The sequence below is a fragment of the Halorubrum sp. AS12 genome (assembly GCF_051122765.1).
Taxonomy (GTDB): Archaea; Halobacteriota; Halobacteria; order Halobacteriales; family Haloferacaceae; genus Halorubrum; species Halorubrum trapanicum.
The window spans coordinates 507,980-532,829 of sequence record NZ_CP185385.1 but is presented as its reverse complement, the minus strand read 5'-3'; the positions used below and the strand labels follow the sequence as shown (position 1 = coordinate 532,829).

Annotated in this window: 20 protein-coding genes and 7 pseudogenes; 11 read left to right on the top strand and 16 right to left on the bottom strand. The window is 70.4% G+C overall.

Annotated elements, in window-relative coordinates; all coding sequences use genetic code 11:
* Positions 1-2: 2 nt before the first annotated feature.
* Positions 3-1,772, bottom strand: a pseudogene (locus tag ACODNG_RS02715) (TraB/GumN family protein); the annotation flags it as partial.
* 132 nt (positions 1,773-1,904) lie between these two features.
* Here ACODNG_RS02715 and ACODNG_RS02710 point away from each other — a divergent pair.
* The 3 genes from ACODNG_RS02710 to ACODNG_RS02700 all read left to right on the top strand — a co-directional run bounded on the left by ACODNG_RS02710 (position 1,905) and on the right by ACODNG_RS02700 (position 3,735).
* Positions 1,905-2,618, top strand: a complete 714-nt coding sequence (locus ACODNG_RS02710) for an ArsR/SmtB family transcription factor (protein WP_434522331.1) — start codon at positions 1,905-1,907, stop codon at positions 2,616-2,618.
* A 112-nt stretch (positions 2,619-2,730) separates the two neighbouring features.
* Complete coding sequence (locus ACODNG_RS02705; protein ID WP_434522330.1) at positions 2,731-3,189, top strand: bifunctional nuclease family protein; 459 nt, start codon at positions 2,731-2,733, stop codon at positions 3,187-3,189.
* A 63-nt stretch (positions 3,190-3,252) separates the two neighbouring features.
* Entirely contained in the window at positions 3,253-3,735 is a 483-nt protein-coding gene (locus ACODNG_RS02700; protein WP_434522329.1) for an acyl-CoA thioesterase, read from the top strand.
* 42 nt (positions 3,736-3,777) lie between these two features.
* On the opposite strand, the gene ACODNG_RS02695 is transcribed toward ACODNG_RS02700, so the two are convergent.
* From ACODNG_RS02695 to glpA, 14 genes and pseudogenes are all read right to left on the bottom strand, one after another.
* Complete coding sequence (locus ACODNG_RS02695) at positions 3,778-4,281, bottom strand: GIY-YIG nuclease family protein (RefSeq protein WP_434522328.1); 504 nt, start codon at positions 4,279-4,281, stop codon at positions 3,778-3,780.
* A 91-nt stretch (positions 4,282-4,372) separates the two neighbouring features.
* On the bottom strand, positions 4,373-4,816 hold the full coding sequence (locus ACODNG_RS02690; RefSeq protein ID WP_434522327.1) for a DUF393 domain-containing protein: 444 nt from the start codon (positions 4,814-4,816) through the stop codon (positions 4,373-4,375).
* 77 nt (positions 4,817-4,893) lie between these two features.
* Positions 4,894-5,178 (bottom strand): DUF7545 family protein, encoded by a 285-nt coding sequence (locus tag ACODNG_RS02685; RefSeq protein ID WP_434522326.1) that lies wholly within the window; start codon positions 5,176-5,178, stop codon positions 4,894-4,896.
* An 87-nt stretch (positions 5,179-5,265) separates the two neighbouring features.
* Positions 5,266-6,324, bottom strand: a complete 1,059-nt coding sequence (locus ACODNG_RS02680) for a metal ABC transporter permease (RefSeq protein WP_434522325.1) — start codon at positions 6,322-6,324, stop codon at positions 5,266-5,268.
* Positions 6,324-7,064 carry a metal ABC transporter ATP-binding protein gene (locus ACODNG_RS02675; protein ID WP_434522324.1) on the bottom strand — a complete coding sequence of 247 codons (741 nt, stop codon included), beginning with the start codon at positions 7,062-7,064 and terminating at the stop codon, positions 6,324-6,326. The genes ACODNG_RS02680 and ACODNG_RS02675 overlap by 1 nt, the downstream gene beginning before the upstream one ends.
* A gap of 103 nt (positions 7,065-7,167) precedes the next feature.
* The gene (locus ACODNG_RS02670) at positions 7,168-8,196 is read right to left on the bottom strand and encodes a metal ABC transporter substrate-binding protein (protein ID WP_434522323.1); all 1,029 of its coding nucleotides are present in this window, start codon (positions 8,194-8,196) and stop codon (positions 7,168-7,170) included.
* Between the two features lie 126 nt (positions 8,197-8,322).
* Entirely contained in the window at positions 8,323-8,745 is a 423-nt protein-coding gene (locus ACODNG_RS02665) for a YbaK/EbsC family protein (protein WP_434522322.1), read from the bottom strand.
* Between the two features lie 156 nt (positions 8,746-8,901).
* Positions 8,902-9,628, bottom strand: a pseudogene (locus ACODNG_RS02660) (ribosome assembly factor SBDS).
* A 43-nt stretch (positions 9,629-9,671) separates the two neighbouring features.
* Complete coding sequence (locus ACODNG_RS02655; protein WP_210113983.1) at positions 9,672-9,872, bottom strand: DUF7576 family protein; 201 nt, start codon at positions 9,870-9,872, stop codon at positions 9,672-9,674.
* A gap of 103 nt (positions 9,873-9,975) precedes the next feature.
* Positions 9,976-11,382, bottom strand: coding sequence for a CRTAC1 family protein (locus ACODNG_RS02650; RefSeq protein WP_434522321.1), 1,407 nt, complete (start codon positions 11,380-11,382; stop codon positions 9,976-9,978).
* Positions 11,383-11,463: 81 nt separating this feature from the next.
* Positions 11,464-12,501: a hypothetical protein gene (locus ACODNG_RS02645; protein ID WP_434522320.1), complete on the bottom strand. Its 1,038-nt coding sequence runs from the start codon at positions 12,499-12,501 to the stop codon at positions 11,464-11,466.
* A gap of 126 nt (positions 12,502-12,627) precedes the next feature.
* Positions 12,628-14,227 (bottom strand): annotated as a pseudogene (locus tag ACODNG_RS02640) (anaerobic glycerol-3-phosphate dehydrogenase subunit C).
* Entirely contained in the window at positions 14,224-15,603 is a 1,380-nt protein-coding gene (gene glpB / locus ACODNG_RS02635; protein WP_434522319.1) for a glycerol-3-phosphate dehydrogenase subunit GlpB, read from the bottom strand. Before glpB ends, ACODNG_RS02640 begins: the two are co-directional and overlap by 4 nt.
* Positions 15,603-17,373 (bottom strand): annotated as a pseudogene (glpA, locus tag ACODNG_RS02630) (anaerobic glycerol-3-phosphate dehydrogenase subunit GlpA). Before glpA ends, glpB begins: the two are co-directional and overlap by 1 nt.
* Before the next feature lie 431 nt (positions 17,374-17,804).
* On the opposite strand from glpA, the pseudogene glpK reads away from it, so the two are divergent.
* The 4 genes and pseudogenes from glpK (at position 17,805) to ACODNG_RS02610 (ending at position 22,657) form a co-directional block, all read left to right on the top strand.
* A pseudogene (gene glpK, locus ACODNG_RS02625) lies at positions 17,805-19,284 on the top strand (glycerol kinase GlpK).
* 3 nt (positions 19,285-19,287) lie between these two features.
* Positions 19,288-20,378: pseudogene (locus ACODNG_RS02620) on the top strand (hypothetical protein).
* A 286-nt stretch (positions 20,379-20,664) separates the two neighbouring features.
* The gene (locus tag ACODNG_RS02615; protein ID WP_434522318.1) at positions 20,665-21,837 is read left to right on the top strand and encodes a Cdc6/Cdc18 family protein; all 1,173 of its coding nucleotides are present in this window, start codon (positions 20,665-20,667) and stop codon (positions 21,835-21,837) included.
* 139 nt (positions 21,838-21,976) lie between these two features.
* Complete coding sequence (locus ACODNG_RS02610) at positions 21,977-22,657, top strand: HAD-IIB family hydrolase (RefSeq protein WP_434522317.1); 681 nt, start codon at positions 21,977-21,979, stop codon at positions 22,655-22,657.
* 36 nt (positions 22,658-22,693) lie between these two features.
* On the opposite strand, the gene ACODNG_RS02605 is transcribed toward ACODNG_RS02610, so the two are convergent.
* Complete coding sequence (locus tag ACODNG_RS02605; protein ID WP_434522316.1) at positions 22,694-22,978, bottom strand: ribonuclease P protein component 4; 285 nt, start codon at positions 22,976-22,978, stop codon at positions 22,694-22,696.
* Between the two features lie 142 nt (positions 22,979-23,120).
* Between ACODNG_RS02605 and ACODNG_RS02600 the strand changes: the two genes are divergently transcribed.
* The 4 genes and pseudogenes from ACODNG_RS02600 (at position 23,121) to ACODNG_RS02585 (ending at position 24,757) form a co-directional block, all read left to right on the top strand.
* A complete protein-coding gene (locus ACODNG_RS02600) occupies positions 23,121-23,315 on the top strand; it encodes a methytransferase partner Trm112 (protein WP_434522315.1) in 195 nt (64 codons plus the stop codon).
* A 103-nt stretch (positions 23,316-23,418) separates the two neighbouring features.
* Positions 23,419-23,998: pseudogene (locus ACODNG_RS02595) on the top strand (DUF7524 family protein).
* 105 nt (positions 23,999-24,103) lie between these two features.
* Positions 24,104-24,292 (top strand): hypothetical protein, encoded by a 189-nt coding sequence (locus tag ACODNG_RS02590; protein WP_017342881.1) that lies wholly within the window; start codon positions 24,104-24,106, stop codon positions 24,290-24,292.
* A 21-nt stretch (positions 24,293-24,313) separates the two neighbouring features.
* Positions 24,314-24,757, top strand: a complete 444-nt coding sequence (locus ACODNG_RS02585; RefSeq protein WP_434522314.1) for an RNA-binding protein — start codon at positions 24,314-24,316, stop codon at positions 24,755-24,757.
* The last annotated feature ends 93 nt before the right edge of the window (positions 24,758-24,850 follow it).

The following is a 24,850-nucleotide window of genomic DNA, read 5'->3' as shown; positions in this document are numbered from 1 at the left end:
GATCCCCCCACGGCGCCGCGGACGAGGTCGGCACCGTTGATCGCGCCGTCGACGAGCAGCCGTCCGACGTCCTCGACGCCGCCAACCTCCGCGCCGAACATCGCCGGGATGACGTACGCCGCGAACAGGAAGCTCGCGACGATGCTCCCGACGTTCGTCATCGCGACGACGACGATGAGCCGGAACAGCGGCACGTCGAGCATCGCGGAGATCAGCTCCGCGGGTGACCGCGTCTCGTCGCCCAGCAGGTCGTTGAGCGCGCCGATGTCGGCGACGTTCACGGTCAGACTCCGGAGTTCCACGTAGCCGGTGAACCAGCCGGGCGCGAGCAGCGGGTTGATCGAGGTCATCCACGCGACGGCGCCGCCGACGCCGGCCGAGAGCCAGCGCGCGCCGGCGACCTTCGCGAACGCGAACGCGAAGACGCCGTTAATCAGGAACCACGCCCCGAACAGCCGGATCAGGAACTCGTTTCCGGCGCCGCCGAGCGCCAGCAGGACGAAGAAGCCGACGAAGCCGACCGTGATCGCGTACCCGATCGCCTTCTTCCACGGGAGTCCTCTACCGGACTCCTGCCCGACCAGGTCCTCCATCGGCGGGAGGGTCGCGGGGTCGGCGAGGTACCGCTCGATCCCCGCCTGGTGGCCGGCGCCGACGACGGCGACCACGTCGTAGCCTGCCTCGCGGAGCGCGACGAGCCGGTGGGCGATGAACGCGTCGCGCTCGTCGATGAGCGCCTCCGCGCCGCCCGGGGAGAACTGCCGGAACTCCTCCATCATCATCGTCACCACGTCCGTGTCGGTGAGGTCGGCGGCGTCCAGCTCCTCGATCCCGCCGGCCTCGGCGTCGACGTCGCCGCCGGCGAACGCGCCCACGGCGAGCGCGAGGAAGCCGCCGACGACCAGCCCGAGTCCGATACCGATCCCGAAGCCGCCGATGGCCGTCACGGCGAAGCCGCCGAGGTACGTCGAAACGACTCCGTCGGCGACGCCCGTGACCCCGGCGGCGACGCCGAAGGAAAGCCCCGTACCGACCGCGGCGTAGAGCCGCTGATCCGGGGAGAGGGCGAGCGTGCCGACCTGGTCGACGACGATGCCGACGGCGAGCGCGACGAGGACGCCCGCGGCGACGCTCGTCAGCACGGCGTTCGTGATCCCGACGGCGCCGCCAAAGAGACCGATCGCCGGCCCGGCGAGGATCCCGACGACCAGGCCGCCGATCACGCCGGCGACGCGCGGGTCGCTGACGCCGAACGCCAGCCCGCCGACGAGCCGGAGCTTCTCCGTGATCGTCATGCGCGCCCAGAAGCGCTGGATCGTGGTCTGGATGTCGCGGTCGACGAGGGCGACGTCGATCCCGAGCGACTCGGCGACGTCGACGGCGGCCTTCATGTCGGCGCCCGGCTCGATGTCGAACCGCTCGCCGAGCTGGGTCTGGACGTACGAGAGCATCCAGTACGCGAGGAACTGGAACACCGTGTTCCCCTTGAGTAAGTCGCCGGCGTCGAGGTCGTCCGGGGTCTCGCCGTTGAGCTGGCGGTAGCGCCCCTCGTCGAGTTCGACGGCGACGACGTCGGGCCGCTCCCGCTCTATCGTCTCCTCGACCTCGTCGACGGAGCGCTCCGACACGTGCGCGGTCCCGACGACCGTGACTGTCCCTTCGTCGCCGGCGGGGTCACCGCGCGGCTCCGCGTCGAGGTCGCCGCCGTCGGTCCGCGGGGACCCGTCGGTCGACGGGGTCGCCTCGTCGCTCCCCCGTGACGTCTCTGTCATCATCCGTCGTACTCGGTCACCGCGTTTAGGGTTTGTGAGTCGGTGTCGAAACTCGACGTCGCCGCCGCCGACGCGCCGCCCCGTCCCCGACGATCCAACAAATTTGTATTCTCACGGGTCTCACTCCTTCGCATGTCCCGGCTGTTGCCCTCCCTGCCGGATACGCCCCCCGAAGAGCGCGAGCCGCGCGTCGTCGGCGTCGACGACGACGAGGCGGACGACCTCATCGCGGCTCTCGGCTCCGAGACCGCGCGGGCGATCCTCTCGACGCTCCACGACCGTCCGGCGACCAAGTCCGAACTCGCCAAAGAGGTCGACACCTCCCTTCAGAACGTCCAGTACCACCTCTCGCGGCTCGACGAGGCCGACCTCGTCGACGTCGTCGACACCGCCTACTCCGAGAAGGGCCGCGAGATGGACGTGTACGCCGCCGCGGACGAACCGCTCGTGCTGTTCGCGGGCGGCTCCGAGGAGTCGACGGGGATCAAGACCGCGCTCATGCGCTTGCTCGGCGGCTACGGGATAATCGGTCTCGCCGCGGTCGCGGCCCAGCGCCTCCTCGCGGTCGGATCGCTCGGCGGTCCCTCGGTCGGCGGCGACGCGGGGACTGCCACAACCGACGCGGCCGACGGGGCCGACGGGGGCGCGGCCGACGGACCCACCATCGAGAGCGCCCCGGACCAGAACACCGCCGCCGAGAGCGCCGACGGCGCGATCGAACTCGTCGGCGATCCGCTCAGGGAGTACGCCGTCTCGCTCGTCGAGCCGGGGGTCGTCTTCTTCGTCGGCGCCGCGCTCGTGTTCACGCTCGCGTGGGCGTACTGGTATCGGGCGTCGAACCGGTAGGGCCGCGATCGGGCGTCGAATCGGTAGAGCCGCGCCCCGGACCGGGAGGCCGAACTTCGAATCCGGCTCGCGCGTGGGACAGCTATTCAAGCCGCCGCCACCACATTCGCGTATGGAACACGAAGCCGAGGTCGTCGGGGTCGGGGCGGGGTCGGCACCGAGCGGCGACGTCCCGGCGGTGATCCTGTCCGCGCGCGGCGAGTACGTCCCGATCTTCGTCAGTGGCGACCAGGCTCAGTCGATCGGGATGGCGCTGGAGGGCGAACCGTTCGACCGACCGCTCACTCACGACCTCCTCGTCGACATCCTCACCGAGTTCGGCGGCGCCATCGACCGCGTCCGCGTCGACGACCTCCACGACGGCACCTTCTACGCGAAGGTCGACGCCGAGCGCTACGACGACGGCGAACCCGAGCGGTTCGTCTTCGACGCGCGCCCCTCCGACGCGCTCGCGCTCGCCGTGCGCGTCGACTGTCCGGTCGTCGTGACCGACGGGGTGATAGACGAGGCGGGCCGACCGCCGGATTCGGTCCAGTTCGGCGGCGACGGCGACCCCTCCGAGGAGCGCTGAATCGCCTCCCGGGCCTGCGTTCCGAAGCCGGTCGTTCAAGTCGCCCGCCCTCCCACGACTGGCATGGACGAGACGGCCACGCTCGCCTCATCGCACACCGAGATGACGGAGATGCTGCTGCCGAACGACACGAACAACCTCGGCCGCGCGCTCGGGGGCGCCGTGTTGCACTGGATGGACATCTGCGGGGCCATCGCCGGCATGCGATTCTCGAACCGACAGGTGGTCACCGCCTCGATGGACCACGTCGACTTCATCGCGCCCATCGAGACCGGTGAGGTCGCGATCATCGAGGGGTACGTGTTCAACACCGGCCGGACGAGCGTCGACGTGAAAGTCGACGTGCGCGCCGAGAACCCCCGCACCGACGAGACGCGCCGGACGACCACCTCCTACTTCACGTTCGTCGCGCTCGACGACGAGGGACGACCGACGCCGGTCCCCGACCTGGAGTGTCCGACCGAGGACGAACGGGTGCTCCGCGACGACGCCCTGGACGGGCGAGAGGAACAGCTCCGGCAGGTCGTCGAGCGCTACGATCTCTGATCCGACGCGGCCCGGAAGCCTACTTCTCGGAACCCGCGACCCTCATTCTCCAGATCCCGCGACGACCTCGACGGTCGCGTCCGGGTCGTCAGTCCCCGTGACCGCCGCCTCGTGGGCCGCCAGCGCGCGCTCTGCGAGGGCGTCGAGCGCGTCGCCGGCATCGCCGCCGCGCTCGTCCCGTTCCTCGCTCGCGAGGTGACTCGGACAGCCGCAGTCGGAGGCGCCGAACCGCGCTATCGGCCCGGTCGGCAGCCGCTCGGCGACCGCGCACTCAACGTCGACGCCGACGCTCCGCACGACGCGGTCGATCCGCGCGGCCGGATGGCCGAGCAGGTAGTCGACGTGCCAGTGGCGGACGTCGTGGTCGCCGCGCGCGGTCCGGCGGTGTCTGTCGACCCGGGAGAAGCCGCCGGCACCGAGCGCGCTCCCCGTGTAGGCGTACGCGCCGGCCGGGAGGTCACACTCGCCGAGCGCGCCCGCAGACAGTGTCGCGTCCGCTTCGAGGTCGACGACCAGCGTGTAGCTGCCCCCCTCGGCGTCGCTCATCGACCGATCACCGCCCGAGCGTCGACCGCCGCGATGTCGACCACCAGAGCGTCGACCGCCCGGGAATCGGTCGTCGGAGTCGCCGCCGCGCTCACGACAGCGCGGCCGGCGCCTCGTCGGCGGCCGCCCGGAGCGAGGTCACCATCTCGCCCGCGTCGTCGTCGAGCGGGTAGGTGTCGTGGAAGTCCGCCGGGTCGCGGTCGCGCCCCGACAGCGCGCCGACGGCGCCGGCGATGCGGTCGTAGTTGTCGCGGACGAGTCCGCCGACGATCCCGGGCGTCCCGGCGCGCTCGGCCAGCTCCTCGGCGGCCGACCGGCCCGCGTACACCCGTCGCTCGACGGGGTCGACGAACACCATCGCGAACGGGCGCGAGCCGAACTGCGCGTCGAGGAACGGGCCGACCGGGTCGGACTCCCACGGGACCGCGACGACCCCGTCGAGCCGACGGAGCGCGACCGCCGCGACCGAGCAGTACGGGCAGTCGCCGTCGAAGATCAACACCGGAGCGTCCGCGCTGTCCGGGTCGGTAGCCATGCGAGAAGATACGGTCTCGACCGGCTTAAGCGGCCGGTCGGCGGCTGTCGAGTCGGCGGAAAGGGCGTCGAACGCGCTTAATGCGAGTGGCCGAGCGCCTCTTCGAGCGGCTGTCCGAACCGCTCCTCGAACAGCTCCGCGGCCGTCTCGTTCATCTCCGCGATGTCCTCGGGCACGTCGCCCTCGCTGTGGTGGACGATGACGTGCGCCTGCTGGGCCATCGCCTGGACGACCACGTCGGAGACGACCGCCGTCGCCGGCTCGCCCTGCTCGCTGAGGACGTCGACGAGTCCGGCGGGCAGTTCGAACGACTCTTCGTCACCGTCGGGACCGGTGACCGTGTAGGTCTCGGTTTCTCCCATACGCGTGGGTCGCGGTCGCGACATAAGGGTCTGTGGAAACCGGACGGGAGCCGGGCCACGACCGGGAGACGCACGCGGCGGGCCGACTTACCCGTGCGCCGATATCGCCTTCACCGAGAAGCCGGAGCCGACGATGCTCGCGAGGTACACCGTGATGGCCGTGACGACGATCGACCCCCCGGAGGGAAGCCCGAGACCGATCGAGACGGCGAAGCCGCCGAGCACCGACAGCTGGCCGAATATCACCGCGAGGTACATCGTCTCGCGGAAGCTCCGGGCGACCTGCGAGGCGGCCGCGACTGGGACGACGAGCATCGCGGCGACGAGGATGACGCCGAGCACCTGCATCGCGCCGACGACGACGACCGCGGTCAACACCACGAGCAGGGTGTTGTAGCCGGTGACGTTCAGCTGCGCGACCCGCGCGGCCTGCTCGTCGAAGGTGATGAAGAGGAGCTGTTTGTACGTCAGCGCCACGCCCGCGACGACGATCAGGGAGAGCGCGCCCATCAGCCGCGCGCCCTCCGGCGTGACGACCGCGAGGTTCCCGAACAGGTAGCCCTGGATGTTCACCCCAGTCAGGCCGTCGCCGTAACTGATGATCAGCGTCCCGACCGCGAAGCTCCCGCTGAGCATGATCGCGATGGGCACGTCGCCGTAGGCGTCGGTGCGGTCGGTGAGCCACTGGACCACGAGCGCGCCGAGGATGCCGACGACGAGCGCGACGAGCAGCAGCGACCCGTTCCACCCGGTCGAGGAGGTGACGAGGATCCCGATCGCGACGCCGGCGAACGCGGTGTGCGCGAGCGTCTCGCCGATCAGCGCCATCTCGCGGTGGACGAGGAACGAGCCGACGAGCGGGGCGACGACCCCGACGAGCACGCCGACCGCCATCGACTGCCACATGATCGGGTGTCGGAACACGTTCGTCCCGAACGCGGCGTCCATCCCGCGCCCGAGCGAGCGGAACGCGGCGTACAGGTCGCTCGCGACCGGGAGGTCCTGCGCCCAGTACAGCAGCACGAACCCGAGCATTCCGGCCGCGACGACCGCGGTGAGACCGATTCCGACGAGCTCCGCGGTCCGGCGGAGTCCGCGGTCGGACCGGGACGACCCGCCGCCGTCCGGTGGTGTCTCTCCGCTCATCAGTGGTGGTGGTGGACGACCTGTCCGGTCGTGCCGTACGCCTCCGCGAGGGCGTCGCTCTCGACGAACGACTCGGTGTCCCCGTGGTGGTACAGCTCGGTGTTGACGCAGGCGATGCGGTTCGCGCGGTCGGTGACGACGCCGATGTCGTGCTCGATGAGGATGATGGTGATCCCCTCGTCGTTGAGTTCGTCGAGGAGGGCGTAGAAGGCGTCGCGGGACTCGGCGTCGACGCCGACGGTCGGCTCGTCGAGCGCGAGCAGGTCCGCGTCGCTCGCGAGGGCCCGCGCGATGTACGCCCGCTGCTTCTGCCCGCCGGACAGCTCCGAGACGAGGCGGTCGGCGAGGTCGCCGATGCCGACCGTCTCGATGGCGTCCGCGACGGCGGCGCGGTCGGCCGCGGAGAGCGGTCCCCGTCCGGCGTGTGCGAACCGACCCATCGTGACGCACTCGCGGACGGTGACCGGCATCGCGCCGCCCCGGCTCGTCGCCTTCTGGGAGACGTAGCCGATCCGGCCGCCGTCGTCGAACTCGTCGACGGGGCGGCCGAACAGCTCCACGGACCCCTCGTCCGGCTCGTGAAGCCCGAGCATGAGGTGGAGCAGCGTGGTCTTCCCGGAGCCGTTCGGCCCGACGAGACCGAGGAAGTCGCCCTCCTCGACCGTCAGGGAGACGTCTCTCACGGCGACCGTGTCGCCGTAGGCGAACGTCACGCCGTCGAGGTCGACGATTTCGCTCACTGCGTGTGCCCGATCTGGGCCGGCCGCACGTTTAGCTCTTTTACTCCGTAGTCGGCGCCGCTGTCACCCGACCGCTCGACGGCAGACGCGGGAGGGGACCGGCTCACTGCGCGCCGAACGCCCGCTCAAAGGCGGGGACGTTGATCTCGGTCATCTGTTCGAGGTAGCCGTACCCGGCGTCGTTCCACTCGCGGGTCGTCCCCCCGGCGGGCGTGACGGGGACCGCCTCCGTCGCGCCGCTGTTCTCGACGATCGACTCGGCGAGCCTGGGCGACTGGAAGCGGTCGTACAGCACGACCTCGATCCCCTCGCTGTCGACGAGGTCGATGGTGTCGGCGATCTCCGTCTGCGTCGGCTCGTTCTGCGGCGAGACGCCGACCGGCGAGTGGAGCCGGAACCCGTAGCGCGCCTCGAGGTACTGGAAGGAATTGTGGCCCGCCAGCACCGCCACGTCGCGCGCGGCCTCGTCGGCGACCGACTGGAAGGCGGCGTCGACCGCGTCGAGTTCCTCCGCGTACGCGTCGGCGTTGTCGGCGTACGCGTCGGCGTTGTCCGGGTCGGCCTCGCCCAGCCCCGCCGCGATGTTGTCGACGATGTCGGCGGCGAACACCGGGTCGACCCACACGTGGGGGTCGTAGCCGCGCCCCTCGTCGTGTCCGTCCTCCCCGTCGTGGTCCCCGCTCTCGTCGTGGTCCCCGCTCTCGTCGTCGCGTTCCTCGCCGCCGTGCGAGTGGTTCCAGTCGAGGAGGTCGCCTTCCAGCCCGGCGAGTCCGTCGATCACGGCGACCGTGTCGTAGTCCGCCTCCAGCGTTCCGGCGAGGTCCTGCGCCCACGAGAACTCCGGGCTGTCGAGGTAGACGAACGCGTCCGTCGCGGCGACGTCCGCGGCGAGGTTGCCGTCCGGCGTCCAGCCGTGGCCCAGTTGCCCCACGTCGACCGGGTCCTCGAAGCTCGCGCGCTCGCTCGCGATCTCGTTCGCCCAGTCGTTGGGGGTGAAGAAGGCGGCGTAGCCGGAGTCGAAACCTCCGGTACCGCCGTCTGCGCCGCCGGAACACCCCGCCAGCGACGCCGCCGTCCCCGCGGCCGCGACTCCGGCCCCGCGCCGCAGCACCGACCGCCGTGAGTGAGTCATACCGATCTGTAGCGCCGGTTAACAGAAAAAGGTTATTACTTCACAACACTATATTAATAACTCGGCCGCCGAGAGCGCCCTTGCTTAACAACTCGGCGTCCGGGACGCGGCGAGAGCCGCCGCGGGTCACTCGGTGAGGTCGACGACCGTCGCGTCCGCGAGTTCGGCGAGCGTCTCCGGCTCGACCGCGAACACCGCGCTCGGCGTCCCCGCCGCGCCGTAGACGGTGTCGTATTCGGTGAGCGTCGGGTCGAAGACGGTCGGGAGCGCGTCGTCGTGACAGACTGGCGGGACGCCGCCGATGCTCCAGCCGACGACCTCGCGGATGCGGCTCGGGTCGCCCATCCCGGCGGCGTCGGCGCCGAAGTGGTCGGCGACGGCGTCGAGGTCTAACCGGTTCGCGCCGCTCGTGATCGCCGCGACGAGTGCTCCGTCCCGCTTGCCGCCCGAAAGCGACACGACGATGGTCGACGCGATGGCGCCCGTCTCGCAGCCGACGGCGTCGGCCGCGGCGGCCGCCGTCTCCGTGCCCGCCTCGAACTCCAGCACGTCGAGGTCGACCTCGTACCGTTCTCGCGTCCGTTCCTCGAACTCCGCCGCGCGTGGATGCCGATGCGATCCGAGCCGCGTCCCGCCGGTATCAAGCTCTCGAAGGCGGTGAAACTGCGCGGACTCTCGGCCGGTGTCGGAGGTGGTCAGAGACCGTCAGCGGGTCCGAAGCTCGTCTTTGTCCTTGACCACGCGGGCGTCCCCCTCCCCCGACGTGACCTCGTTGACGAGGTCGTACAGGTCGTTCTGGAGACCGGCGGGGAAGGTGAGCACGCCGACCCACGAGCCGTCGTTCTGCCACTCTTCGCGCTCTAAGTCGCCGAACTCGCGGATCTGCGCCTGGCCGGACCCCGCGTAGTCGGCCGGGAGCTGAACCGCCATCGTCACCTCCTCGAACCGGATCGGGATCACCGGACGCAACGCTTCGAGTGCGTCGTCGACCTGGTTTTCCACCGGCTCCATCGGGTCGATCTGGAACCCCGCCTCCTCCAGCGCGCGCTCGATCCGCTCGGGCGGGTGCGGGGAGTCGTCCATCTGCGGGTTCACGGCGTTTCGAGTGATGGTCGTGACGAGCTGGTTGTGCTTCCGCTCTTCGCATCTCCGCGCGCTGCTCGGCAGTGATCTGTATCTCCCCGCGCTCGACGACCTCGGGGATGATTTCGAGCGGGTCTGTGGTGCCGAAGACGGTCTCGAGGTCCTCCTCGGCCGGCCGGTCCCCCCGCGAGGCGTTCTCGAAGACGTCCTCCGCGGCGATGACCTCCTCTAGGTCCCCCTCGAACTCCCCGCGTTTGATCGCGAGCGCGGCGGCGGGGTCGATCAGGACCTCGAAGCGCTCCCCGTGTGACTCCAGTCGGGCCGTCACGGCCTCGTCGAGCGAAATCATACCGAACGCTACCACCCCCGCGGGCAAAAAGCCTCCCGCCGGATTACCCGTCCGCCGCCGGCCGCTCATCGTCCCAGTCCGCGCGACACGACTCCGAACAGAACTGTCGATGGACGGCGTCGTCGCCGTCGACCCACGTGACGGTTCGGCGCCCGGTCCCCAGCGCCGGCTCGCCGCACGTCGCACAGCGCGGCGCGGACTCCTCGTCGACGTCCTCCTCGAGCTCCGAGGTCGGATCCACCATACTCCCCCGTACGCCCGCGGGCACTTGAACCCGCGAAGGGCGGCAAGTTCTGGCCGCGGCTCGCGGCCGTCCGCGCGACTCCTCGACCGGAGCCGTTCGGCCGCTATCGCGTCGTCCGCGCGTCGCGGTCGGCCGCCTTCCGCGACGGGTGCTTGACCGCAATCTCTCGGTCCGCGCTCGGGCCGACGACGGTGCGCTCGCGGCCGTCGGGCCACCGCACGTCCACGCGCAGCGGCTCGGCGTCCCCCAGCCCGAAGTGCGCGACCGGCTCCGTCTGGCAGAGGCACCCGCCCCCCGCGTCGACCGTCCGCCGCTGAACGCCGTCGGCGGTCTCCAGCGTGACGACGGCGCCCCGCGCCGGCGCGCCGTGCCGCGTCGTCGGGCGCACGCGGAGCCAGCCGGCGTCCGCCGCGTCGGGGTCGCTGTACGCCGTCACCGGCTGCGCGGCGACTTCGCCGTGGACGACGAGGAGCTCGAGCGCGCCGTCGCCGTCGAGGTCGGCCGCAACCGCGCCGGTGCCGAACCCGTCCGGCTCCGCGGCCGCGCCGAGCGGGGTAGACTCCCAGCGCGACGACTCGCCGGAGCCGTCCACTCGCTCGAACAGCCGGTTTTCGGCGCCGCAGACGTTGAAGAACAGCTCCTCGCGGCCGTCGTTGTCGAAGTCCGCGGCGACCACCGTCCGGACCGCGCCGGCGTCGCGGAGCGCGGGCGGTGCCACGTCGTCGTACTCGCCGCCGGGCGCGCAGCGAAGGAGGCGGCTCGGCGCCGCCTCGTTGCCGACCGCGAGCGCGAACGTCCCACCCTCGTCGACGAGCGCAGCGCCGCGCGTGTCGCCCGCGGGATCCGAGAGGTCCGGCCCGCCGTCGGTCCGGGCGTAGTGGCCGTCGCGGTTGCGAAAGAGTCGGTTCGGTCCCTCCTCGACGCCCGCGAACAGGTCGCCCTCGCGGGAGCGATACGGGACCGCGAGCAGCGAGCGACAGCCCCCCTCGACCTCCAGCCCGACCGCCTCGGCCATGTCGGTGATCTCTCCGTCGTCCCCGAGTTCGTAGAACGCGAGCGGGGCGGCGTACCCGGAGACGGCGACGCCGTAGCGCCCCGTCCCCAGCCGGTCGAGGGCGGCGACCGACCGGCCGGCGCGGACGTCGATGCGGTCGGCGTTGACCTCCCGAGCGAACACGTCGGTCCAGCGGTACCGGTCGGCCTCCAGTCGGCTCAAGAGCAGGTCGGGGTCGCCGCCGTCGACGCCGCGCGCGCAGTTGTGGACGTACACCTCCTCGCAGCCGTCGGCGTCGAGGTCGGCCGCGCACACGCCCATCCCGTGGCGCGTCCCGTCGGCGACGATGCCGCAGGCGGTGTCGGCGAAGCGGTCGCCCTCTCGGGCGTACAGTCGGTTCGGCTCGCCGTAGCCGGCGACGAGGACCAGCGGCCCGTCGCGGCCGGGGGTCACCGCGACGCCGTACCCGCGCATCGGGCGTCCGTCGTCGACGAGCGCGGACCGCTCCGTGAACATGACCGCCCGTCACCGCTCCGAGGATATGAACGCACGGGTTGGATACGGACGGCGTCGGCCGGGAGGAAATTAGTGTCGAGGCTACAGGTTCCGCTCGATGTAGCGGTTCATCCGCGAGAGCCGATCCGTATCGAACGTCCACAGGCCGCGCCAGACGCGGGGCTCGCTCTCCACCGCGAGGAGTCCGACGCCCCCCTCGATCCCCCGCACGAGGTCGCTGTCCGGGTCGTTCTCGGCTGAATGCGGCCCTTCCGGCGGTCGATATACAACGAACCAGCTGTCGGTGAAGTCGGAGTCGTCGCCGGCGTGGATCACCGCGTCGAGGTCCGTCGGGAGTTCGTCCGGGACGCCGTAGAGGTGCGTGTCGACGCCGGTGTCGGCGATCCGCTCGTAGACGGTCCGCGTTCCGACCTCGTCGTCGATGCGCGAGAGCCGCTGGAACGACGAGCGGAGGGTGCCGTCACCGGCGGTCCACGCCGCCCGCTCGATGAATCGCGAGACGGTGATGAGGAGCAGCTTCTGTCGGTTCGACTCGGGATACCCGCGGAGCGTGAACGTCGCGTCGTCGAGACCGCTTATCACCGACGGGAGGTCGACGTCGCTCAGCGACCGGCTGCCGGTGATGTAGAGGTCCGAGTTGACGAAGAGCACCGCGTCGCCGAGTTCGGTGAGCGTCGAGCCGGCGACCACCTCGTCGCCCTCCATGAGCAGCACGAGGTTCTCGATCTCGTCGGCGTCGCCGCCGTCGAACGGGACGCCCTCGTGGCGGCGGAGCACCTCGACGTCGATGGACGGGACGACCTCGTCGTCGCCGTCGACCGCGCCGGTCGACGCCAGTTCGCGGGCGGTCAGGCCGACGCTCCGGTCCGTCTCGACTGCTCCCGCGCCGTCGGTCAGGCGGTCGTCGCCCGCGCCGTCAGTCACGCGGCCGTCGCCCGCGCCGTCAGTCAAGCGTTCGTCGCCCGCGCCGTCAGTCACGCGGCCGTCCACCACTCGCACTGCGTCGTCGCCGAACGTGTCCACGAGCATGTTCAAAACGGGATCCGGGTCGGTGCGGTTGACGACGACCAGGGAGCGCTCGGGTCCGTCGAAGCGATCGAGAAACTGTTCGAGAGTCACGTGTTCCGCACTGAACGGGTCCGAGTCATAAGGATTCCCGCACAGTTATCGGGGTTGAGAACGGAATATTCGGGCGGTCGGGCGGTCGCGCTCGCAGTCCGTCCGGCGACCGCTCACCCGAACCGTCTACGCGCCCAGCGTGTCCTCCAGCAGCTGGAGGGGGTGTTCGATCTCGTAGCCGGTTCCGTGTTCCATCTGCATCGCGCAGGTCGGACACTCCGTCATCCCGACCTCGCCGTCGGCGTCCTCCATGTGCTCGAACATCTCCGCGCCGATCTCCATCGACTTCTCGTACTTCTCCTCCTTCCAGCCGTAGGTGCCGGAGATGCCCGAACAGGAGTCGCCGACGTCCTCCATCTTCACGCCGTCGACGTCGCGGAACGTCTCGACGGCCTGCCGAGAGAGCCCCTGGTTGCGGGCGTGACACGGCGCGTGGTACGCGAACTCGCGCTCGTCGTCCAGCCCGCCGGCGGCGTCGAGCTCGCCCTCCAGGTCCTCGTGGACCCGGAGGTACTCCAGCGCCTCGAAGGTGTGTTCGGCGAGGTCCTCGATCCCGTGGAGATCGAACAGCTCGGGGTACTCCTGCCGGAGCGACATCGAACAGGAGGTACAGGAGGCGATCACGTCGGCGCCCTCGCCGATGGCCTCGACGAGGTTCTCGACGTTCGTCTCGGCGTGCCGGCGGGCGTCGTCCAGCATCCCGTTCGCGAACATCGGGGTGCCGGAGCACTTCTGGGGCGGCACCATGACCTCGTAGCCGAAGTGCTCGTAGACGCGCACCATCGCCTTGCCGACCTCGGGGGTGTTGTAGTTGGAGTAGCAGCCGTGGAAGTACGCCACGCGCTTGTCGGGGTTCTCCACCTTCGCGCCGCCGCGCGCCTTCCACCACTCGCGGAACGTCTCCGTGGCGAACTCGGGGAAGTCGCGCTCCTTGGGGATCCCCATCACCTTCTCCATCGCCCACCGCGCCGGGCCGAAGTTCATCGCGAACGACGCCGTCCGCGGGAACTTGCTCGCGAGGCTCGCGGACGTGCGGTAGTTCGCTAAGATCCGGTTCCGGATGTACTCGACGGAGAGCTTCTCCATCTGCCGCTCGACGAACTGCCCGCGGGCCTCGTTGTCCGATCTGCGAGAGCGGCACCGAGGAGGGGCAGGCGTCGTCACAGCGCATGCAGTTCGAACAGGAGTTGATCGACTCGTCGATGTCGTGGTCATCCTTCCGCTTGAGCCGCCACTGCTCCGGTCCCTGGAACTTCGGCCCGGGGAACTCGTCGTCGACCTCCGCCACCGGACAGGAGGTGTCACAGCTCGTGCACTTGTAACAGGAGTCGGCCCCCTCGCGGAGGTCGAGGTCGCCGCCGGGGAACACGTCGACGGGGTCGTACGCGTCCGGGTCGAGTTCCGTCGAGTCGGTCCCGCCGGCCGCGCTCTCGGTCCCGCCCCCGGCGCTCTCGACGCCGCCGTCGGTGGCGGCGCGCTCCGCGGCGCGTTCGCCGGCGGAGCCGTCGCCGCCGACCGGTCCCGCGTCGCGGGCGCCGATGGCGTCCGCCTCCGGAATCTCCCCCTCGTCGGGGACGAAAATCGACGGCTGCTCGTCGCGGCCGGCCTCCGGCACGCCCGGGACCGGTCCGTCGCAGCCGCAACCTCCCGTGTCGCGCCCGCCGCTCGATTCGTTCGCCCCGTTCGAGTGCTCTGCGTCTCCGTCGTCGTCCGTGTGTCGTGTCATTGGGTCGCCTCCGTCGCCGCCTGCCGCCCGGCCACGATGCCGGTCGCGAGCGACACCCCGCTCGCGGACTTCTCTCTCGCCGCGTCCGCACCGCCGACGACGCCGCCGGCCGCGAACACGTTCTCGTACTGTGCCTCCCCCTCGGCGTCGGTGGGCCGACACCGCTCGTCGGGCCGTACCCCGAACCGCGCGTACGGCTGGTCGCCGAACGCGTCGTCGACGAACCACTCGTACCGGTCCTCCGGCTGGTCGACGTGGAGGTCGAAGACGGGTTCGCGGACGCCATCGCGGTCGGAGTCGAGCCCCTTCCCGACGAGACCGCCGGTCGCCAGCACGAACGCGTCGGCGCCGTACGGCGCCGTCCGCCCCTTCCGGTCGACCGCCACCGACTCCACCCGCCCGTCGGTCGCGGACTCGACGCCGACGACGGGGTTGCCGGTCTCGAACCGGACGCCCTCGGCGTCGAGCGCGTCGAACAGCCGGTCCTCCAGCCTGAGTCCGGGGAGGCTCGGCGGTCCCATCGGGATCTCGAAGACGTCGGCGCCGAGCCGGTCGGCGAGTTCGGCGCGGACCTCGTCCCCCTCGTCGTCGCCGAGGAACGCCGGGAAGCCGACGCGCTCGACGCGGTCGACGCCGCCCGACTCGTCGACCACGTCGTGGAGGTGCGGCGAGACCGCCTTCGCGAGCGCCTCGCGGGCGGGAACCCCGTCGATCTCCTCGTCGTGGTCGAGCGCCTTCGCGAGGCGGGTGACCTTCGCGTCGGCGCGGAACGCCTCCGCGAACTCGACCTCGGCCCCCGCGGCGTCGAACGGGACGCCAGCGGCCTCCAGCCGCCCCGCGAAGGCGCGCGCGTCGTACTCCGTCAGCGACCGGAACCCGACGACCAGCATCGGTCGGTCGTCGCTGGCGAGTCCCGCCTCGGCGGCCGCGGGGTACCGCGCGGTCGGCTTCACCGCGCCGCCGAACGTCGGCACGAGCGCGTTGCGGTCGGTGTGTCCACCGCGGTACGCGTCGCCCGCGAGGTCGTCGAAGAGGTCGAGTCCGTCGCGGAGCGCGTCGGCCCCCACGACCTGATACGGGTGCGACTCCGGGAGCCGCTCGATCCCTTCGTACGGGTCCGCGAGCGGTCCCTCCGGGTCGGGCCACTCGTCGGGGTCGAGTTCGCGCCCCGCGGTCGGCGGCCCGTCTCGGAGGGGCTTGGCCGGCTCCGTCGCCGGGACGTAGCCGAGCGCGTCGATCAGTCCCGAGGCCTGCCGCAGCGTGCTCGCCTTGTGGGAGACGAGCCGCACGTCCGCGCCCTCGCGGGCCGCCGACACCGCGGCCGTGATCGCGGCGAGACCGCCGCCGACCACGAGGACGTCGCTGTTTATCGCCATCAGCGCCCCCCGTCCGTGGTCGCGTCGTCACTTGCGCGGCCACCGTCGGTCGCCGCCGTTCCGGCCGAGCCGGACTCGTCGGTGCCGGGCGCGTCAGCGTCGGCGCCCGCGTCGAACGCGCCGAAGTCGACGTCTTTGTCGAGGTTCGCGGGGTCGCCGTCGCGGTTCATCGTCGTCGCGTGGAGCAGGTGGTTCAACATCGCCTGCGAGAGCTGCTCGCCCCACAGCGCGTGGCGCTGGCCCTTCCAGCGCTCCTGGTACAGCTCGTCCTCGGCGTCGCGGACGACGGGTTCTGGGTACTCCTCGGCGAGCTCCGCGGCGATCCGGTGGGTACAGAAGCCGCCCTGGCAGTTCCCCATCGAGGCGCGGGTCCGCAGGCGGACCGCGTTGAGGTCGGAGCCGGCGTCGCCGATGGCGTCCTGGACCTCCGCGCGGGTCACGCTCTCGCAGTTGCAGACGATCGGGTTCGGGTCGTACTCGTCGAGCACGTCGTCCGCTCGCGAGCCGAGCCGCTGGCCCGAGCGCCGCGCGACCGGCGACCGGAGGCCGAACTCGTCCATCAGCTCCTCCATGCGCGCCTCGCTCTCGGAGCCCGGCAGGGGGGCGTCGGCGGTGTCGCAGGTCGCCTCGTGGCCGAGGGTGTCACAGACGTGGTCGGAGATGGACTCGGCCATCATCCGGTAGGTGGTGAGCTTCCCGCCGACGATGGTCGTCATCCCCGGCAGGTCGTCGCGGTCGCCGTGGTCGAGCAGGAAGTAGTCGCGGGTGATGTCCGTCGGGTCCTCGGTGCCCGTTCCCGGCGGCTCGTAGAGGGGGCGGACGCCCCAGAAGGAGCGGAGCGTCCGGGCGTCTTCGAGAGCCGGGACCAGCTCCGAGAGGGTCTCGATCATCAGGTCGACCTCCCAGTCCTCCTCGGGGTAGTCCTCGGGGTCGTCGACCTCCTCGTCGGTTGTGCCGAGGATGCAGGCGGTCTCGTGGGGGACGATGATGTCGGCGTCGCCCTTCGGCCGACAGCGGTTGATCACGGTGTCGACCTGCCGGGTGTTCATCACCGTCATCACGCCCTTCGAGGGGCGGACCTCCACGTCGACGCCGGCCATCTCGCCGACGTTGCCCGCCCACGCGCCGGTCGCGTTGACCACGTGGCGCGCGCGGATCTCCTCGGTCGTCCCGGGTTCGCGGTGGACGCGCTTCCCGGGACCGGTCTCGTGTTCTATCTCGACGCCGACGACCTCACCGTCCTCGACGAGCACGTCGGTCACCGGGGCGTGGGTCTCGATCCGTGCGCCGTGTTCGCGGGCGTCGGCGGCGTTGGAGACGCAGAGGCGGAACGGGTCGACCGCGCCGTCGGGCAACGCGATGGCCTTCTCCACGTCGCGCGCGAGGTACGGCTCGCGGCGGCGCGCCTCCTCTCCGTCGATGACTTCGACGGGGATATCGCAGGCGCGACACCCCTCCAGCTTCTCTTGGAAGTACTCCTCGGAGTCCTCGGGCCGCTTGACGAACAGCCCGCCGGTCTCCTCGACGCAGTGGGCCGCGATGTCGCGGAGGACCATGTTCTCCTCGATACACTCCTCCGCGCTCTTCTGGTCCGAGACCGCGTAGCGACCCCCGCTGTGGAGGAGTCCGTCCGATCCGTCCGGTCGTTCCGTGCGTCAGGTTCCCCTTCTCGACGAGGACCGTATCGAGTCCGCGTCGCGCCAGGTCCCTGACGACGCCGCACCCCGTCGACCCCCCACCGACGACGACGACGTCCACTTGTCTATCCATGAAAGGTTCTTAGGCCACGACCACTTTACTTTACCTCCCGACGCGTCCTACCCATAACTATCAGGGACATTCAAGTAGTGTAATCGCTGTCGAAGCCGGTGTTTTTATATACTGGTCTTTTTCATCCGGGCCGATGTTCGGATTTCAACAGGAAGATTATTATGGTAGTACATTATGTTCACGACCGGCGTGGTAGCTTCCGTGAAGATATGTCGCGGCGGGGTCGATACGCCCCGCAGCCGTCTCGAGTCGGCTCCTGACGGGTCTGACTCGCCGGCCGCGCGACGCGGTAGCAGACGCGGCACCGGGGTCGCCCTCGACGGCGAGCGCGCCCCGAACACTGCCGCGCACGGACCAGCGCCACAGGAGGGATCCACAACATGACACAGTACGTCGGTGCGATAGACCAGGGGACGACCGGCACCCGATTCATGGTGTTCGACCACCAGGGGCAGGTCGTCGCGAACGCCTACGAACAGCACGAACAGATCTACCCGAATCCGGGGTGGGTCGAACACGATCCGACGGAGATCTGGGAGAACACCAAGCAGGTCGTCCTTGACGGCCTCGCCGACGCGGGACTCGACGCCGATCAGCTCGAAGCGATCGGCATCACCAACCAGCGCGAGACGACGGTCGTATGGGACAAAGACTCCGGGCGACCGGTCCACAACGCCCTCGTGTGGCAGGACCGCCGGACGACCGACCGCGTCGAGGATCTTCAGGAGGCGGGGAAAGTCGAGGATATCCGCGAGAAGACCGGCCTGGAGGCCGACGCGTACTTCTCCGCGACCAAGACCGAGTGGATCCTCGACAACGCCGAGCCGCTCAAGATGCGAGAGCTCGCGGGGCGGCGACCTCCGCGACCGCGCTCGCGCGGGCGAACTCGTGATGGGCACCATCGACGCGTGGCTCATCTACAACCTAACGGGCAACCACATCACGGACGTCACCAACGCCTCCCGGACGATGCTGTACAACATCCGGGACCTCGAGTGGGACGACGAACTCCTCGACGAGTTCGACGTGCCGAAGGAGATGGTGCCCGAGGTGCGCCCCTCCTCCGACGAGGACCACTACGGTCACACGGACGCCGACGGTTTCCTCGGCGAGGAGGTCCCGGTCGCGGGCGCGCTGGGCGACCAGCAGGCCGCGCTGTTCGGCCAGACCTGCTTCGACAAGGGCGACGCGAAGAACACCTACGGCACCGGTTCCTTCTACCTGATGAACACGGGAGCCGAGGCCGTCGAGTCCGACCACGGACTGCTGACGACGATCGGATTCCAGATGTCCGGTGAACCCGTCCAGTACGCGCTGGAGGGGTCCATCTTCATCACCGGCGCCGCCATCGAGTGGCTCGAAGACGTCGACCTGATCGACAACGCGGCCCAGACCGCGGAGCTGGCGCGGTCGGTCGACTCGACCGACGGCGTCTACATGGTCCCGGCGTTCACGGGACTCGGCGCCCCGCACTGGGACGGTCGCGCTCGCGGGACCATCGTCGGGATGACCCGCGGCACCGGCAAGGAGCATATCGTCCGGGCGACGCTCGAATCGATCGCCTACCAGACCCGCGACGTGGCCGAGGCGATGGAGGCCGACTCCGGCGTCGAGACCACGAGTCTCCGCGTCGACGGCGGCGCGGTGAAGAACAACTTCCTCTGTCAGCTCCAGTCGGACATCATCCAGACGGAGATCGCCCGACCGGAAGTCGACGAGACGACCGCGCTCGGCTCCGCGTACGCCGCGGGGCTGGCGGTCGGCTACTGGGACTCCGTCGACGAGCTCCGCGACAACTGGCAGATCGACCGGGAGTTCTCCCCGGAGAAGGACCAGGAAGAGGTCGACAAGCTGTACAACCGCTGGGGCGATGCCGTCGAGAAGTCCCTCGACTGGGCACAGGAGGAGTAATCCATGAACGAACTACTCCTTCAGGTTCCGGTCATCGGAATGGAGGTCGACCAGTTCCTCCTGCTCCTCATCACCGCCCTCGCGGGCGGGGCGTTCGGCGCCGCGATCGGCGCGCTTCCCTCGTTCATCTTCACCGGGTTTGTCGTCTTCCTCGGTGAGGGACTCAACGTCCTCCAGAGCCAGATCGGCCAGCTCGACGCGGTTCCGGCCGGCGAACTCGCGGTCGGCATCACCGGAGCGATCGGCTTCGGCCCGATCACCGGTCCGCACATCGCGTTCGCGGGCGGCGTGGCGGCCTCGGCGTACGCGGGGAAGAAGTACCCGAGATGAACCCCGATGACGGCGGCTACCACTTCGGGAAAGCCATCACGTACGCGTTCGGTACGAAGCCCGATATCCTCGCCGTGGGTGCGGTGTTCGGCGTGATCGGGATGCTGATCAATCAGGTCGCCAACGGCGTCTTCATCAACGTCTTGGAGATGACGCCGCCGACCGACTTCATCGCGGTGTCGGTGTTCGCGACCGCGTTCCTCGCCCGGCCCGTCTTCGGCTACCCGATCGTCGGCAAGCCGGCGGGCGACGGACTCCTCGACATGTCACCGTTCGAGCGTGGCGAGGACCACCCGAAGGCCGACAGCGGACAGGAGGAGCACGCCGGTCGCCCCGCGACCGAGCCGTGGCTCCCGCACCAGTACAAGTGGTCGGGCGTCACCGCCATCGGTCTCGTCGGCGGGGTTCTCGGCGGCTACATCTGGCTCCAGACGGGGAGCATCTTCCTCGGCTACGGTATCTCCGCGATGAGCCTGCTGTTCCTCAACCTCGGGGTCGAGAAGATCCCGGTGACCCACCACATCACGCTGCTCGGCGCGGTCGGCGCGGTCGTCATCGCCCCCGTCGCGGGGAGCGTCGTCGCGCTGCTGGCGGCGGGCGCCTTTGGGGCGCTCAGTGGCCTCGTGGGCGAGGTCACCCAGCGGATGTTCTACTCGCACTCCGGGACTCACGTGGACCCGCCGGCGATGGCCATCGCGATCATGATGCTCGGCGTGGGGATCCTCGCCATCCTCGGCGTCCTGCCGAACGCCGGGTACCTCTGAAACCGCGCGCGGGAGCCGACACCGCGTCGGCCCCCTCGTAGCGGTTGTGGACGGTTTACACGCGAAAGCACCCTCCAGACCAAGCCGCCGATCCAATGAGACTAGACCGGTTACGCGACCGACGCCGCCGCGCTCATTCCGGGAGCGACGGCAGTCGCCGGGGCGAGGCCGCCGCCGCTCGCGACGGCGACCTCACTCGCGACGGGGACAGCGGTCCCGACCGCGACCGGACTCGCATCGACTCCGCTTCGTGTCAGTTTTATTCAGCGATCACGGAGGGCCGGCCGTGAATATCGACGACCGGATCGAGCGACGGCTCGGCTACGACACCGGCCTGAGCGTGCTCGCCGACTTCGAGGCCATCTCACCGGTTTCTCACGCCGAGTCACCGGTCGGCCGCGGTCCGGCGATCGAGCGCCTGCTCGACGTGTTTGCCCCCGCCTTCTCCGGGTCGCTCCCTCCGAGCCTCTACGTGTATGGGCCGAAAGGGAGCGGGAAGTCGGCGGTCGTCTCCGCGCTGTTCGACCGCCTCTCGAGCCACAGCGGCCCGCGGCAAGCAATCCAGACGACGACGCGAGCGGTCGAGCCGACGATCCCCGGGTTCGTCTACGTCGACGCCCGGCACGCGTCGACCCGGTTCCGGCTGTACCACGCGATGCTGGCCGCGATGAGCGACGACCCCGTCCCCGACCACGGGATCGGCACCGAGGAACTGGCCGAATCGCTGCGCGACGTGATGCGGACCGGTCCCGATCTCGTCGTCGCCGTCGACCACACCAACGAGGTCGAGACGCCGCCGGCGTCGACGCTGATCGGCTGGCTCACCGACGTGGGCGAGCGGCTCGTTCCGGCGTGTCTCGGCCGCGACCCGCCGGACGCGATCGACTGGGAGCCGGAGACCACGGTCGAGTTCGCGAAGTACCGCCGGCACGTTCTCGTCGAGCTGTTGACGAGCCGGTGTTCGACCGGACTCGGCCGCGACGCGCTCACCCACGACCAGATCCGCGATATCGTCGAGTGGTCCGCGGGCGACGCCCACGACGCGCTCGCCGCCGTGATGGGCGCGGCGGTCAGCGCGGAACGGGCGGGCGCGTCGACGATTCGCTCGGCCGACGTCGACGTCGGCATCGAGGGCGTCCCGCGCCCCTGCGTGGCGCTGGGCCGCGTCCTCGCGCTCCCCGAGAGCCGCCAGCGGCTCCTCTACGAGCTCGCCGGTCTCTCGGACGACGAGCGCTCCACGGTCGGCGCGGCGACGGAGGCCATCGCGGCGCGCCCGGGGGTCGACCTCTCGGCGTCGACGGTGCGCCGCGTCCTCTACGAACTGGCCGACGCCGGCCTACTTGAACGCGTGACCGTGCGACCAGAGCGACGGCAAGGGGCGTCCCCGAGCCGGCTCGTTCCCCTTTTCCCGACCGTCGTCTTCCGCGAGCTGTTCGACCGACAGGCTCGGACCGGATAGTCCAGACTCGAACCGGATAGCTCAGGCTCGAACCGGATAGCCCGGGCTCGGACACCCCCGCCCGGCGCGCCCGCCGGGCGGATTCGGCTCCCCTCCGATCGAACGGAAGACAGTTGTCGCCGAGTCGCCGACTTCGGGTATGGTTCCGCCCCTCGCGCTCGACATCGACGGCACGCTGACGACGCCGACCGGCCGGATCGATCCGCGGGTCTTCGAGCTGTTGCCCGCGTGGGACGCGCCGGTCGTGTTCGCCACCGGGAAGGCGTTCCCGTACCCGGTCGCGCTCGCGCACTTCCTCGGCCGCGCGGAGACGGTGATCGCGGAAAACGGCGGCGTCGCGTACGCGGACGGCGAGACGACCGTCGTCGGCGACCCGGACGCGGCGCGGGCCGTCGTCGAGGCGTTCCGCGAGCGCGGCGGCGAGGTCGGTTGGGGCACCGGCGACACGGTGAACCGCTGGCGCGAGACGGAGGTCGCGCTCTCGCCCGACGCCGACGCGGCGCTCCTACGCGAGGTCGCCGCAACCGTCGACGACGTGGAGGTCGTCGACACCGGCTACGCCTACCACGTGAAGTCGACCGGGGTGAGCAAGGGCCGGGCGCTCGGCGTCGTCGCCGACGCGCTCGGAGTCGACCCCGCCGCGTTCGTCGCGGTCGGCGACAGCGAGAACGACGTGTCGACGTTCGGCGTCGCCGGCGAGTCGTACGCGGTCGCCAACGCGGACGACGCCGCCCGCGAGGCCGCCGACGAGGTGGTCGAGGAGGGGTTCATGGACGGAACGGTCTCGGTGCTCGACCGGTTGCGCGAGCGCGCCGAGTAGTCGCGGGGCGCCGTCTCGGTCGCGCCCCCGCCGCGGTCACTCCCCGCCGTAGGGATACCGCGCCGTCGCCCCGCACTCGGTACAGCGGACGACCACGCGCCCGGAGCGCGTCCGGACGCGACTCGTCTTGCCGGGGCGGAGGTAGACGGCGCAGTCGTCGCAGGCGCGCCTGGAGAGTTCGGCGGGGATCCCGCAGCGGTTCCGCTCGGCGATCCGGCGGGCGCGGGCGACGTACTCGCGGGCGCGGTCGTACTCGTCGTCGACGACCGCCTCGCGGGCGAGGACGAACAGCCGCTCGATCCGCTCCGCCGGAATTCCCATGTCACGGTGGCCGACGCGCGACGGCAAAGAGGTTGTTATCCGGGTCGGGCGGGGCACCAGCGCGGACCGCTCTGGCGCTTCGAACCCACCGCGGCGGCCGCGACCCGCACGCTTTTTTATCGGTCCGACTCAACCGAGCGGTATGAAGGAATCCCTGATGGACGTGATCTGCTGTCCGCTCGACAAGGCGGCCCTCGAACTCGACGTCGACGACGCGGACGACGCGGAGGTCCTCGCCGGGACGCTCACGTGTACGGAGTGCGGCGAGACGTACCCGATCGAGGACGGGATCCCGAACCTCCTGCCGCCGGACATGCGCGAAGAGGCCGCGGCGTAGCGGTTCCATCCCGAGCAGGCGCTTGCGGGCCGTCGGCTCGCCGACGTCGCCGAACCCCTTGGTCGTGTGAATCTTTTTTTAGTACGGGGTCGTGGGTGCCACCGTGCCGACACTCGACGTCGAACTGAACGGGGAGGCGGTCCACGACATCGACGCGCCGGACTCGTTCGCTGCGAACGGGCCGTTTCCGGTCGTGCTCGACAACAGCGGGCGCTCGACGCACGTTCACCTTCACTTCGACGACGACCTCGACCGGGTGGCCGCGCTCGACGAGGGCAACCACTTCGTCGCCGACGAGGCCACCCGCCACGTCCACGTCTCGACGGCCGACGTCGACGAACCGGTCCGCGGGAAGCTGAAGATCGTCACCGGCTACGGGTCGAACACGCGCTACGTCGACGTGCGGGTCGACCCGTCGACCGAGACCCCGGAGGAGCCGGTCGCCGTCGACGAGGCCCTCTCGGCGCCACCAGAGCGCAGCCCGGACCTCCCCCAGGCAGCGCGCGGTGAACGCGCTCGACCGCCTCGTCCAGCGCGGCGGAATTGCGGGCGCAGTCTTCGGATTTCTCGCGGTCGCCGTGGGCGTCGCGCTCGCGCTCGCCGTCGACAGCGCCCTCGTCTGGCTCGCGGTGGGACTCGCGCTGCTGGTCGCGCTCAGCGCGGCGCTGCTCGCGGTGGCGTGAGGTGGCGCCGCTCGGAGTGGCGTGAGGCGGTTTTTCCCCGTCCGGCTCCCCGCGGCGTCGGTCCGGATCCGCGCGCTTTTAACCGTCCCGACGGAACCAAACGCCATGAGCTTCGAGAAGGAAGACGAGGTCGTGCTCCACGACAAACACAGCGAGTACGACGGCGAGACGGGGAAGATTACGCAGGTGATGGAGACGATGTTCGGCGACGCGACGTACACGGTCAGCTTCGAGGACGGCCAGGAGACGGGCGTCCCGGAAGACGCGCTCGACGCCGTCGAGAGCGAGGAGTAACGCCGCCCCCACTCGTACCGCATGCCGAAAGTCCCCTTCCACTACGTCGACCTCCGGGCGTTCTCGTACGCCACGGAAGACGAAAAACGGGTCGAGCAGGCGCTGTACTCTCTGTTACCCGAGGACGTCGAGCTCGACCGCGTCGAGAACGTGGGCCATCACGGGGACCGGATCGTCGTGCTCTCGGCGCGCGTCGAGACCGCCGACGAGATGCGACACGTGCTCGACCGGCTCTCCGAGCTGGAGGATCTCGACCGCGTCCTCGGGGAGCTGGACGAGCGGGTCGACGACAACTGCGCGCTGTTCCTCCGCCTCGACAAGCAGGCGGCGTTCCGCGGCGAGGTCCGGCTCGGCCCGGGTATCACCGTCCGCACGAAGGTCGAAGCGTACCCCGCGAAAAAGGAGAAGGCGGTCGCGAACGCCCGCGAGACCCTCTCGCGGCTGGCGGACGACGAAGGCGACTGAGCGCCGGCGGCCGCGCGTTCGGTCCGCACTCGCCCGGCCGCGCGAGACCGCACCCGCGGCGTGACTTTTTCACCCGCCCCGCCGATGTCCGGC

Coding starts and splice junctions, on each gene's coding strand:
- ACODNG_RS02710 (WP_434522331.1), top strand. CDS start 1,905: ATGTCCCGGCTGTTGCCCTCCCTGCCGGATACGCCCCCCGAAGAGCGC.
- ACODNG_RS02705 (WP_434522330.1), top strand. CDS start 2,731: ATGGAACACGAAGCCGAGGTCGTCGGGGTCGGGGCGGGGTCGGCACCG.
- ACODNG_RS02700 (WP_434522329.1), top strand. CDS start 3,253: ATGGACGAGACGGCCACGCTCGCCTCATCGCACACCGAGATGACGGAG.
- ACODNG_RS02695 (WP_434522328.1), bottom strand. CDS start 4,281: ATGAGCGACGCCGAGGGGGGCAGCTACACGCTGGTCGTCGACCTCGAA.
- ACODNG_RS02690 (WP_434522327.1), bottom strand. CDS start 4,816: ATGGCTACCGACCCGGACAGCGCGGACGCTCCGGTGTTGATCTTCGAC.
- ACODNG_RS02685 (WP_434522326.1), bottom strand. CDS start 5,178: ATGGGAGAAACCGAGACCTACACGGTCACCGGTCCCGACGGTGACGAA.
- ACODNG_RS02680 (WP_434522325.1), bottom strand. CDS start 6,324: ATGAGCGGAGAGACACCACCGGACGGCGGCGGGTCGTCCCGGTCCGAC.
- ACODNG_RS02670 (WP_434522323.1), bottom strand. CDS start 8,196: ATGACTCACTCACGGCGGTCGGTGCTGCGGCGCGGGGCCGGAGTCGCG.
- ACODNG_RS02655 (WP_210113983.1), bottom strand. CDS start 9,872: ATGGTGGATCCGACCTCGGAGCTCGAGGAGGACGTCGACGAGGAGTCC.
- ACODNG_RS02650 (WP_434522321.1), bottom strand. CDS start 11,382: ATGTTCACGGAGCGGTCCGCGCTCGTCGACGACGGACGCCCGATGCGC.
- glpB (WP_434522319.1), bottom strand. CDS start 15,603: ATGGCGATAAACAGCGACGTCCTCGTGGTCGGCGGCGGTCTCGCCGCG.
- ACODNG_RS02610 (WP_434522317.1), top strand. CDS start 21,977: ATGGTTCCGCCCCTCGCGCTCGACATCGACGGCACGCTGACGACGCCG.
- ACODNG_RS02605 (WP_434522316.1), bottom strand. CDS start 22,978: ATGGGAATTCCGGCGGAGCGGATCGAGCGGCTGTTCGTCCTCGCCCGC.
- ACODNG_RS02600 (WP_434522315.1), top strand. CDS start 23,121: ATGAAGGAATCCCTGATGGACGTGATCTGCTGTCCGCTCGACAAGGCG.
- ACODNG_RS02590 (WP_017342881.1), top strand. CDS start 24,104: ATGAGCTTCGAGAAGGAAGACGAGGTCGTGCTCCACGACAAACACAGC.
- ACODNG_RS02585 (WP_434522314.1), top strand. CDS start 24,314: ATGCCGAAAGTCCCCTTCCACTACGTCGACCTCCGGGCGTTCTCGTAC.